Source organism: Halalkalibacter krulwichiae (assembly GCF_002109385.1).
Classification (GTDB): Bacteria; Bacillota; Bacilli; order Bacillales; family Bacillaceae_D; genus Halalkalibacter; species Halalkalibacter krulwichiae.
The window spans coordinates 4,268,306-4,280,216 of record NZ_CP020814.1; the positions used below are offsets into that span (position 1 = coordinate 4,268,306).

The 11,911-nt window shown below is 38.7% G+C and carries 12 protein-coding genes; 1 reads left to right on the top strand and 11 read right to left on the bottom strand.

Going from position 1 to position 11,911, the window contains the following annotated elements:
• Window positions 1–154 precede the first annotated feature (154 nt).
• A complete protein-coding gene (locus BkAM31D_RS21595) occupies window positions 155–1,024 on the top strand; it encodes a LysR family transcriptional regulator (protein WP_066158754.1) in 870 nt (289 codons plus the stop codon).
• A gap of 78 nt (window positions 1,025–1,102) precedes the next feature.
• Here BkAM31D_RS21595 and BkAM31D_RS21600 read toward each other — a convergent pair whose 3' ends face one another.
• The 11 genes from BkAM31D_RS21600 to rbsB form a co-directional block, all read right to left on the bottom strand.
• Entirely contained in the window at window positions 1,103–2,365 is a 1,263-nt protein-coding gene (locus BkAM31D_RS21600) for an MFS transporter (protein WP_066158746.1), read from the bottom strand.
• Window positions 2,366–2,421: 56 nt separating this feature from the next.
• The gene (acnA, locus tag BkAM31D_RS21605) at window positions 2,422–5,079 is read right to left on the bottom strand and encodes an aconitate hydratase AcnA (protein ID WP_235820542.1); all 2,658 of its coding nucleotides are present in this window, start codon (window positions 5,077–5,079) and stop codon (window positions 2,422–2,424) included.
• Window positions 5,080–5,272: 193 nt separating this feature from the next.
• Window positions 5,273–6,472, bottom strand: coding sequence for an FAD-dependent monooxygenase (locus BkAM31D_RS21610; protein ID WP_066158740.1), 1,200 nt, complete (start codon window positions 6,470–6,472; stop codon window positions 5,273–5,275).
• Between the two features lie 32 nt (window positions 6,473–6,504).
• The gene (locus BkAM31D_RS21615; protein WP_066158737.1) at window positions 6,505–7,626 is read right to left on the bottom strand and encodes a cupin domain-containing protein; all 1,122 of its coding nucleotides are present in this window, start codon (window positions 7,624–7,626) and stop codon (window positions 6,505–6,507) included.
• A gap of 27 nt (window positions 7,627–7,653) precedes the next feature.
• Entirely contained in the window at window positions 7,654–8,493 is an 840-nt protein-coding gene (locus BkAM31D_RS21620) for a fumarylacetoacetate hydrolase family protein (protein WP_066158733.1), read from the bottom strand.
• A gap of 252 nt (window positions 8,494–8,745) precedes the next feature.
• Entirely contained in the window at window positions 8,746–8,886 is a 141-nt protein-coding gene (locus tag BkAM31D_RS24925) for an IclR family transcriptional regulator C-terminal domain-containing protein (RefSeq protein WP_180319887.1), read from the bottom strand.
• Window positions 8,883–9,521 carry an IclR family transcriptional regulator gene (locus BkAM31D_RS21630; RefSeq protein WP_157108299.1) on the bottom strand — a complete coding sequence of 213 codons (639 nt, stop codon included), beginning with the start codon at window positions 9,519–9,521 and terminating at the stop codon, window positions 8,883–8,885. The genes BkAM31D_RS24925 and BkAM31D_RS21630 overlap by 4 nt, the downstream gene beginning before the upstream one ends.
• Window positions 9,522–9,656: 135 nt before the next feature.
• Window positions 9,657–9,878, bottom strand: a complete 222-nt coding sequence (locus BkAM31D_RS21635) for a helix-turn-helix domain-containing protein (protein WP_066158723.1) — start codon at window positions 9,876–9,878, stop codon at window positions 9,657–9,659.
• Window positions 9,879–9,890: 12 nt separating this feature from the next.
• Complete coding sequence (locus BkAM31D_RS21640; protein WP_066158719.1) at window positions 9,891–10,367, bottom strand: DUF2975 domain-containing protein; 477 nt, start codon at window positions 10,365–10,367, stop codon at window positions 9,891–9,893.
• Window positions 10,368–10,511: 144 nt separating this feature from the next.
• Window positions 10,512–10,745 carry an MOSC domain-containing protein gene (locus tag BkAM31D_RS21645; RefSeq protein WP_084372429.1) on the bottom strand — a complete coding sequence of 78 codons (234 nt, stop codon included), beginning with the start codon at window positions 10,743–10,745 and terminating at the stop codon, window positions 10,512–10,514.
• 198 nt (window positions 10,746–10,943) lie between these two features.
• On the bottom strand, window positions 10,944–11,876 hold the full coding sequence (gene rbsB / locus BkAM31D_RS21650) for a ribose ABC transporter substrate-binding protein RbsB (protein WP_066158713.1): 933 nt from the start codon (window positions 11,874–11,876) through the stop codon (window positions 10,944–10,946).
• Between the last annotated feature and the right edge of the window lie 35 nt (window positions 11,877–11,911).

Consider the following 11,911-nt stretch of genomic DNA (forward strand, 5'->3'; position numbering starts at 1 on the left):
GTTATTCTTTCCCCTTTATAGAGGTATTAATGTTCGTAATTTTCTAAATAAACATAATTGATAGTAATTTTATACTACCATCTGATATAATATATTTACAAATACCTATATAATAGATTTGCGATATGATTTAAATATGGATAGGAGGAACAATATGGATGTACGCCAACTCCGTTATTTCGTGACTGTAGCAAATGAAGGTCAAATTACACGCGCTGCAAAAAAGTTGAATATCGCTCAACCTCCGTTAAGTCACCAGTTGAAAGTAATTGAGGAAGAGTTAGGAACAACACTGTTTATCCGCCATAGTCGAAGTATTGAACTAACAAAGGCTGGTGCAGTGCTATATAAGCGAGCTTCTAGTATTCTTCAACAGATTGAAGACACTGTTAATGAAGTACAAGAAACGGGTGAAGGCTTAAAGGGTCAGCTTGTTATTGGAGCTTCTAGATCCTGCGCCACCACGTATCTGCCAGAAAGAATTAATACCTTCTTACAAGATTATCCCCTCGTAACATTTCGGTTGCTTGATGGCCACCCTTCACAGGTCGTTAATTATTTGGAAGACAGAGAAGTTGAGTTGGCATTAGTCCGCTTCGTTCAAGAGACCTACTTAGACTTTGAAAAGAAAGTGATACAAGTGGAACCTTATGTTTTATTTATTCCAAGACAGTGGGATTGGGATCCAAAAGTCACATCAATCTCGTTGAAAGATTTAGAAGAAATCCCCCTAGTAATGGTTGTTAGAGGCGATCGATACAACTCTATTTACAATGAGTGCACAAAGCATGGTGTAAAACCGAATGTCGTTTGTGAATGTCCTGATGCCTCAATCCTCTTATCTTTAGTGAACGCCGGTATCGGTGCTACGGTAATGCCAAGATCTACCTTATCCATGCTTTCAACAGAAGGGATTAGAATTGCAGATATTAAAGATTGTTCACTTCAAAATGAAACAACTCTTCTCTGGGCAAAAAAACGTCCCCTTTCGAAAGCTGCGCAACGGTTTATTGAAACATTTTAGCCTTACTTATCATTTCAGATGAACCTAGAAGGAGTGATAACTTATGCTCCTTCTAGCTTTTTTACATTTAGAAATAAATCATTGAGAAGCATATGTTTCCTCTGACTGTTTTTCTTCTACTCGCCATAATGCTTTCGACTTGATCAGTGTAAGCAAGGTAACTAGAATACAAAGTACACTCATCATTCCAACACCGAAAACGACAGTCCAGTATTCAGATAATATCCCTAGCAAAATAATGCCTAAAGGTACCATCCCTCTATCTAGCAGGTAGATACTGTTTACCCTTCCTAAATACTCGTTTTCAGTATTGCTAATAATCATAGACTGATTTAATGTACGGAAAAGAGCTAAGCAGACCCCCGCCAAAAACATGAAACAAACCGACAACCAAAAATACGTAGATATTGCAAACAACAGTAGAAACAAGCCATAAAATATAGTTGATGAGACAATGATTCTGCCAGGTTTCTTAATAGTAGGAAGAGTAATTAATAGGAGTGTACTCACGATCGTTCCAATCCCCATCGCTCCAAGCAAGATACCCGCTCCATCTGCTCCAACCTTCAAAATGTCTTCTGCAAAAATGGGAATAACACTTTGAACTGGATTTCCAAAAAACAGTGGAACAGTCGCTAAAAGGAGCAAGGAAAGAATGATTTCATTTCGTCGAACATAACGTAAGCCCTGTGCGATACTAGTAACGATGGACTCCTTCTTCTTTTTTTTGGGTGGGATGGAGATCATAGAACTCATTTGAATCGTCATCCATATACTAATTAAAAAAAGGGCAGCTTGTAAGAAGAAGGTTGAACTTATTCCCATTCCAGCAATAATGAATCCTCCAATTGCCGGTCCTGCTGCTTGCCCAATATTTAAAGTGCTCGAATTAAGAACGATTGCGTCTTGCAAAGATTTCCTAGGGACAGTCGCTGGGATAATCGAATTTCGTGCAGGCTGCTGAACTGCCATCGCTGTTCCTGCTAATAAACTTGTTGTGTACACCATCCAAACTTCTAGCCACCCAGCTACAAGGAGTATACCCATGAGCATATTGACAACAAAATTTGTTATTTGCGAAATCAATAATAGCTTTCTACGATCAAACCGATCAGCCAAAACTCCTCCCATCAAGCCAAAGAAGAGTAAAGGCAAGGCTTGCAGCGCCATTACAAATGACAATTGCAGAGCTGATTGGGTCATGCTGTAAATGAGCCAACTCCGAGTGATCATATCCATCATTTGTGCCGATACAGTTGTCAACTGCCCAATCCAAAGGTAACGATACTGTTTATAATGAAAGGGTTGAAAAGATGATGATAACTCACTTTTTAAACTCATCCACTTTTGTCCCTCGTTTCTATCCAAATTGACTATAAATCATAAAACTGTTGCTATTACAGCGGAGAAGTAGTAAAAACTCTTTTAGTAGTTTGCAGCATTTTTTTAAATAAACCACCTTGTAGGTAGTTATCAATTTCTGCAGTCGTGTCGAGGCGTAGTATGACTTGAAACTCTTTCATACCATCGCTTGAAATTGCTTGCACACGTAACAGTTTATTCGGGTATAACTCACTTTCTAGGTCTAATATGTTAAATTCCTCATCCCCGTTTAAACCCAGCCTTTCACAATTATGCTCATCACTAAATTGTAACGGCAATACGCCAACCATTGCTAAATTGCTTCTATGGATTCGCTCGAACTGCTCTGCGATAACAGCTTTAACACCAAGTAGCAACGTTCCCTTTGCCGCCCAATCACGAGCACTTCCTGCCCCGTACTGATTCCCAGCTAATATGACAAGGGGAATTTGTTCCTTTTGATACCTTACAGACGCTTCATAAATACTAGTTACTTCATTGCTAGGAAAGTGTTTCGTTATACTCCCTCGCTGTTTTACTAGTTTATTTTGAATCATCGGGTTCGCAAACGTTCCTCTGACTAACACTTCATAATTTCCTCTTCTACTTCCGTAAGTATTAAGTTCGGTATTAGTTACTCCTTGATGTAAGAGAAATTGTCCTGCAGAGCCATCTGGATCAATCACACCAACTGGTGAAATATGATCTGTTGTAATAGAATTTCCTAAGTATACTAAGGCTCTTGCTCGCTTGATATTTCCAATTTTCTCATTGGATCGTTTGAAAAATGGGGAAGGCTTAAGGTAGGTTGAATGAGAGTCCCACCTATACAATGGTGACTTAACATCTTGCAATGACTTCCAGCGCTCATCTCCAGCGAACACATTTTCATATGTGTCTTTATATAAAGTCGGGGAGATATAATTCGCAATTAACTCATTTACTTCATCTGCAGTTGGCCAAATATCTTTTAGGTATACCTTTTCGCCTTTATTTGAAATTCCAAGAGGCTCTTTTGACAAATCAATAGCAACCGTGCCAGCTAAAGCGTATGCAAGAACTAGTGGAGGAGAAGCTAGGTAGTTTGCTTTTACTAATGGATGAATACGTCCCTCGAAATTACGATTTCCGCTTAGGATCGATGCAACAATTAAATTGTTTTCTGTTATCTCTTTTTCTACTAGCGGATTAATTGTTCCACTATTGCCAACACAAACCGCACAACCATAGCCGATATTATAAAATCCTAACTGTTCAAAATACGACAGTAAGCCAGATTGTTGTAGGTATTGGGAAACAACTTTAGAACCAGGAGCTAAGCTCTTCTGAATATAACTTGAGGGTGCTAAGCCCTTTTTAACGGCATTTCTAGCTAAAAGACCAGCAGTAAGCATATTAAATGGATTCGATGTATTGGTACAACTCGTTATCGCGGCGATGACAATGGAACCATGTCCAACAATATTCTTTTTTTCGCTCATCGGTACATTCAGACGATCGATATTTCCCTCGCTTATTTCACTAAAAGCATTTAGAAATGACTTCTTTGCATTTTTATAGTCAACTCTATCTTGCGGGCGGCTCGGTCCTGAAATACTTACCTCGATGTCAGCTAGATTTATTTCTAGTACTTCTGAATATAACGGTTCTTTCGTATCCTCTGAGTAAAAGATCCCTTGTTCTTTTGTGTACTCCTCAACTAGCCGAACTGTTTTTTCATCTTTGCCCGTTGCTTTTAAGTAATGTAGGGTCTCTTGATCAACGGGAAAGTAACCAACTGTCGCCCCATATTCTGGAGCCATGTTTGCTATTGTTGTTCGGTCAGGTAGTGATAGATCCATCATTCCTGGTCCATAAAACTCAACAAATTTACCGATAACATTTTTATGTCGTAAATGTTCTGTGACAGTAAGCGCAATATCTGTTGCTGTTACCCCTTCTTTCACCCTTCCGATCAGCTTCACACCGATCACTTCGGGAACGATCAAATTTATCGGGTTTCCCATCATAACAGCTTCAGCTTCAACACCGCCAACACCCCAGCCTAAGACTCCTAGCCCATTAATCATCGTCGTATGTGAATCAGTCCCAATCACAGAATCAGGGAATGCATAACATTGACCGTCTTTCTCATCGGTCTTAACGATACTGGACAAGTACTCCAAGTTCACCTGGTGTATAATACCGCTTGCTGGTGGAACAACACGGAAATTTTCAAAGGATTGCTGGGCCCATTTTAGAAACGTGTAGCGTTCTTCATTTCTGCTATATTCCATCTCTAAATTCTTTTCAAAGGCATCCGAAGCGCCAGAGTAATCTACTTGAAGAGAATGATCAATAATGAGGTCAACAGGTATCTGCGGATTAATATTTTGAGGGTCAAAACCCATTTCTTCCATTTCATTACGTAATGATGCCAAATCTACGAGAGCGGGTAAGCCCGAAGCGTCCTGCATAATGATCCGAGATGGCAAAAAAGGGATTTCCATTTTTTTATTTGAACTAAATCCAGTTGCTATTTCAAAAATGTCCCTATCTGTCAGTTTCATACGATGCTTATTTCTAAGTAATGATTCCAATAAAAGTTTTTTTGTAAAAGGTATGTCTTCTAAACCTGAAATCAATTTTTCTAGACAATTTAACGAATATATTTCTACAGTAAGATCACTTGTTTTTAAAGTCTTTTCGTACACATACACCAACGCCTTTTCTAATAACTAGTAAAAAGAGGTGGTTCAGTTACACTTGAACACACCCATTTCACATCACTCTAACGTTACTTCCTAAATAATGCATAGTACTTGTTTTTCACCTGACTTTAACTCATTCATGTTCTTTGGTTTTTAAGAGAACCTTTTGCAAACACCAATCTAGTTCCTTATGACTCTATTGCTGCGCTAGCGAAATAGCAGCCGGAGCTGTTCTTTTACTATATAACCAATCTAAATATTTAAAGTCCTCAGCATCTCTATTTTCCATAATAGTATTTCTTAATAGGATAGTTGTTGGATCTTCAGCATGCTTGATTTCTCCCCATTGTCTGGCTCCTCTTTGCACTTGTGCCGTTCTAGGAATTCTTTCTTCTTGGTATAATGACAACACCTTATCAATATCACTATTTTCGGACATAACCCTAGTTAGACATACAGCATCTTCAATTGCCTGACAAGCACCTTGAGCCAAGTATTGCAACATAGGATGAGCCGCATCACCTAATAGTGTCACTCTTTTACTCGTCCAGTTATCAAGCGGGTCGCGGTCAAATAGTTTGGTCACCATGCCTTGCTCAGCAAACTTCAAGGATTCACGTATGGTCGGACAACTGTTACCAAACATTTGATGAAGTTCCTCTACCGTTCCACAATTGTCAGAACCATCTTTAAAACTTTGACTTTTGAAGACAGCAACTTGATTGATTACACTTTTATGTCGAACAGGATACTGGACCAAATGTATCCCAGGACCTATCCATGTAAATTTCTCATCCCAATCTATATCTAGTTTCATCTCAGATGCAGAAACGGTAAATCGATAAGCTACATACTCAGAAGGAACAAGTTTATCGTTACTAATTAGTTTGCGAGTATTAGAGTTTATTCCATCTGCTCCAACTACCATTTCAGCTCGAATAACAGCCCCGTTCGCACACAGTAATTCAACATGATCGTCATGTTCTGTTACTTCTAGTAACCGATGATTGCTTTTAAACGTAATATTATCTAAAGATCTACAAGCTTCGAGCAACACCGTATGCAAGTCCGTGCGATGAATGACAATATACGGATAACCATATCGCTCACGGAAGGTCTCACCGAATACAAGTGCACTCAGTTCTTTCCCAGTTATCGCATCCTTAAAAACATGTCGACGTGGGAACACTGCATGTTTATAAACCTCATCTAGAACTCCTAATGTATCTAAAGCTCTTAACCCATTCGGCCCTACTTGAAGTCCGGCACCCACTTCACCAAACTCTTCTGCCTGTTCTAACAAAGTTACTTTCTTTCCCAACTTGCCCAGTCCGCAAGCTGCTGCTAAACCACCAATACCTCCACCGACTATTACCACTTCTTTTACTTCTTCCATACAATTCACCTCATTGTCATTATTGTCATTACTTAGGGTAAGATCGGCTGAAAGACCTTTGCAATCTCTTGTCGACCGTTATAATCTTGATAAGCTTCTTCACGTTCAAATCCTAGCATTTCCATGAGAGGCAAGTCATTGGTTGAGAATAGTAGCGCCTCTTCTTCAGTGGAAGTATTAACATGTTCGTGCCATGCCCAACCTGGTAGAGCAATAAAGTCTCCAGCTTCCCACTCGAATTTAGTCCCATTTATAACGGTATAACCGCTACCTTTATATACATGGTAGATGCAACTATGAGCGTGACGGTGCGCTTTTCCTTCAAAGCCAACCGGAAGCTTCGTCATTCTTGCTCCCACTCTTCCATTCGCATCTTGTCCGTTGGAAGGATTAATGTACTCTACTGTATGACCATCAAAAGGATCCGGCGCTAACACTTCTAAGCCGTCTAAAGATTGCTTCGTGAGATCCCATTTATAACTTCCTAGAGGTGCAGGAGAAGGTTTTCTGTCCGTGATTGGCCTCACCATTCCTCCCTTATAACGATGCACACCGAGATCTTCAATCTCGTTTATCGGTTGCGTTTCTTCAGGATATTTCTCAAAGAAAAAGGTTCCTAACCCTTTGCAAAATGGTATATCGAGAGCATCCATCCAAATAACAGGTTCAGTTCCTTCATTTTTGTGATCATGCCAAGTCCAAGCAGGTGTAACAACGAAATCACCAGGTTCAAAATTGTACTTAACCCCATTAACCGTCCCCGAAGCTCCTTGTCCTTCAATAATAAATCGTTGTGCTGATGTCATATGACGGTGTGAAGGGGCAACTTCTCCAGGATTTAGAACTTGAACTGCAGCATATAAGGTCTGTGTCGCTCCTCCCCATCCATGAGGTTGCATATCTTTCATTCCAGGATTGATCAGGTAAACCGCTCTTCGGTCAATTGAGCCTGTGCCAACTTGAAGGAGCTCTTTAGCTTTTTCTAACTTTTTAAGAATTAAGTCTTTTTTCCACATATAAGGAATGGCTTTTGATTCCGGTTCAGCTTTGCTAAATACAGAAGCCCATAAAGGCCCTAAGTTTAATTCATCTAATTCATCATGAAAGTTTAATAGTTCAGGAGTCCACTTTTGTTTCACTTTCTGCTCAGCCATCAACACCCACCACTTTCTCTCAAATTTTTATACTAAGATTCCTGCTTTCTCTTTCACATTTACCGAAAACTCACCGATTCTTTCAATCTTTAAACGAACTGTGTCGCCTTTTTTAATTGGTCCTACTCCCTCAGGTGTACCAGTCGTTATGATATCTCCTGGATACAACGTCATCACTCGTGAAGCTTCCTCTAGCAATTTATAGCACCCATAAATCATTTCATTTGTATTAACAGATTGACGAAGCTCATCATTTACCCATAGATCCATTTGAAGTTGGTTTGGGTCACCTACTTCATCACTTGTGACAATCCAAGGTCCAATCGGAGTAAACGTATCAAAAGATTTTCTCCAAGGACGATCCTCTTTACCTCTGACCGTTATATCCATTAACCCCATGTAACCAAAAATATAATCCTGTGCATCTTCTGCTTTTACATCCTTTGCTTCTTTTCCAATGACAAAAGCGATTTCAGCCTCATGGTCAACCCTTCGATCTTTAAATGGTAACAACACATTTTCTCCTGGTCCGATAATTGACGATGGCGCTTTCAAAAATACACCTAGTCTATCAACAGTTAACGCTGCATTCATCTCTTGTTGGTGCAAAATATAGTTGATCGGTGCCGCAATGATTTTACTAGGTTTTGGGACTGGAGCACGTAACGAAACATCGGCTAATGAATATTTATGGCCACCTTTAACTGTCTCTTCTAATTGGCTACGTAAAACATCATAGTTTTCAAAAAAATTATTTAGTGAACGTTGTACATCATTTTTGTCCCACGCAATCAGATCAGTAATATCAACAATTTCATTTCCTTCTACAACACCAAATTGATTTTCATTAAACAACGCAAATTTCATAAATAAACCCCTTTCAGATTCCGTTTGTATTTGAGTTCATAATATGAACTATAGAGATCACTATATGATCATTTTACTACCTTTGTTAAATATTATCAATACTCAAAACGACTTTTATGCTGAATTGTTTAAAAATTTAAACATTTGTAAAGTTTACTAAACAAAAAAAAGACGGATTAACTCGTCTTTTTAAAAGTTTCTTCAATAAACATAAAAAAAGACCCCACCTTAATCATAGGTAGAGTATTTCGTCTAGTTTGATTGATATCCCATCTTTGTTGAAATTGTGTGCGCCGTTTCTTTGACCATGCTTTTAGTCTCTTCCAATGACTCTTCTTGTAAATTGGATGTCGGACATATGACACCTAAAACAGCTATTATTTCTCCATTCAATCCAAAAATAGGAGATGCAATCCCCCAAGTCCAATAGTAGCTTCGTTTATTTCAACACAAAGTTTCTCACTTCTGATTTTCTCTAAATCTTGAAGGAGACTTGCTTTATCTGAGATTGTATGAGGAGTCCATTGTGGAAGTGGATCATTTAGAAATTTCTCTTGTTGCTCTTTAGGTAAATATGCTAATAAAACACGTCCTAGTGCACCATAAAGTAAGTCTCTTTTTTGACCAACAACAGAAGTATACATAATTCCTTCAGCGGCTCTTTCTCTCTTAAATATATAGACAAGTGAATCGTTTTCTACCGTCGCAAGTAAAACCGTCTGTTTTAATTTTTTATACATTTCGATCAAAGTAAATTCTGATTCTTGCAAAATATCTTGTGAAGCGAGTAGCGCATTACTATACTCGAGAAATTTAAATCCAAAGTTATACTTCGCAGAAGCTGAGTCATAACGGATTAACCCTCTTTTTTCCATTGTATAAAGCAACCGGTATACAGTAGGCCTTGGATATTTGGTTATAGCAATAATTTCATTAATGGTTACCCATTCTTTCTCTTTTGATAGTATTTCTAAAATATCAATCGCCTTATTAAGCGAATTTACCTCACTTATTTTTAGATCCCTCAAAATGACACCCCTATCTTTATACAAAACTATAAGCACCGCGAAAGTATATATTGAATTTTACAATTATTAGTAGCATTATAGCAAATTATTCTTTTTATTTTGAAATTCAACTAAATGGATGACATCTTACTTAAGCTACTTCTTTGTATCTTCCTTACTCCGGTATTCTAAAATATCGCCAGGTTGGCAGTCCAATGCTTTGCAAATGGCCTCTAGCGTTGAGAATCTAATAGCTTTTGCCTTTCCGTTCTTCAAAATAGAGAGATTCGCCATTGTTATGCCAACCTTCTCCGAAAGTTCCGTTACGCTCATTTTCCTTTTAGCTAACATCACATCAATATTTATGATAATTGCCATTGTCTTTTCACCTCAGACGACTAAGTCATTTTCCGATTTTATATCAATTGCTTCTTGTAAAAGTCTTTGAAGAACAGCTGCGAAAACGGCAATGACCATTGCAGCAAAGATCAGGACCATTCCGATGACGATAATACCTGGTGCATCGTCTAGGTCTGCTAAGCGAAAAATAAATGGCATCGCTACGACATACAAACCACTAATGGTTATCGCACTGCGTTTGATGACCTTTAGAGATGTAACAGACAATTTTGAAAAAGCTTGGTTCCTGTCAATATAGCTTAAAAGCTTTAGCGCCTGATACAGGGCGACGAAAAAAGGGATCACTGATACATACATCGCACCTACAATCGGATAGAGAATATTGGCATAAGCTGGATTTACTGGGTTATTAACGAGCCAAGGCAACGCAAATAGAGCCAGCACAAGAACTGGAGCTCCGATAATCATAACCGCTATTTTTAAAAACAATGTTGTTCCTTGTTTCATAAAGAAACACCTCACTTAGTTATCGTTGTTTTTAAATTTACCACGGTATTTATTGTTTTACAATAAATAATTATTGATTATAGTGGTATTGTTATTGAAACAAACATAAAAGGTGCGCTGACCTTTTGAATTACCGCAATTAGGTTAATCAAGTAGATGAATGTCATTATCAACATGAATGTCACCTTTTTTGATCACAGATGCATAAACACCAAATTTATTGTTATTTTCTTTAATAACCGTTTTATGTAGACTCGCATCTCGTTTTGCGTTATCGGGATCAACAGTAATAATCATGCATCTTTTACAAGGTCCTACAAACTCCATTTCGACTTCATTTCCTATTTTAATCCGCCGGCCAATCCATTCTTCTTCAATGAAAGGCTCCTTTTCCTTTAGTTGAAAAACTGATTTTCCTTATCCTTTATCGTAACATTAAATTCCAAACTCCCTCAAAGGATCAATGAAAAATAAGCGTACAAACTCATTACGAATTTGTACGCTTTTTCTTGTGTTATGTTGGTTTCTCCTATGCTGGAGACAATCTTTTAAAACAGAAGTACATTTAGAAAAATCTTATTTTACTAATTCCAATTCTACCGGAATACTTTCTTCTACTGTTTCACCGTTTAGTACTTTTAACGCTGCTTCTACAGCAGATGAACCGATTAATGTTGGTTGTTGCGCTACTGTACCAGCTAAGCGGCCAGCTTCAACAGCTGCTACTGCGTCATCTGTTGCATCAAAGCCGATAACGAAGATCTCGTCTCCCTTGCCCGCCGCTTCAATTGCTTCTAACGCTCCAAGCGCCATTTCGTCGTTGTGTGCAAACACGCCGACAATGTCAGGGTTGCTTTGAAGAATGTTTTCCATTACGTTCAAGCCTTCAGAACGGTCAAAGTTTGCTGTTTGTGAAGACACGACATCAAGTGTTCCTTCTGCTACGTTATGGAAACCAGCTCCACGTTCACGTGCTGCTGAACTTCCAGGGATTCCTTCTAATTCAGCTACTTTCGCGCCATCTCCTGCTAATTCTACTAATAACTCAGCTGCTAATTCTCCACCAGCGATATTGTCAGAAGCAATATGTGTTACAATCTCACCAGATTCTGCTGCACGGTCTACTGTAATAACTGGAATGCCTGCACTGTTTGCTACTTCAACTGCTGCAGCGACAGACGCAGAGTCTGTTGGGTTGATTAAGATCGCATCAACACCACGTTGAACTAAGTCTTCTACATCACTTACTTGTTTTGCATCATCGTCTTGTGCATCAAGAACGACAAGATTCACACCTAATTCTTCAGCTTGTGCCTCAGCACCTTCTTGCAACGTTACGAAGAATGGGTTGTTTAAAGTTGAGATCGAAAAGCCAATTGTGAACTCTCCATCTCCACTACTCGCAGTGCTTTCTCCATTTGAATTGGAGTTATTAGTCGGTGATTCCATTGAACAAGCAGTTACAAAAGCTAACATCAGTAATGTGACAAGCATCAATAGTTTTTTCATGATCATGTTCTCTCCCTTTGTTTTGTAATGAGATT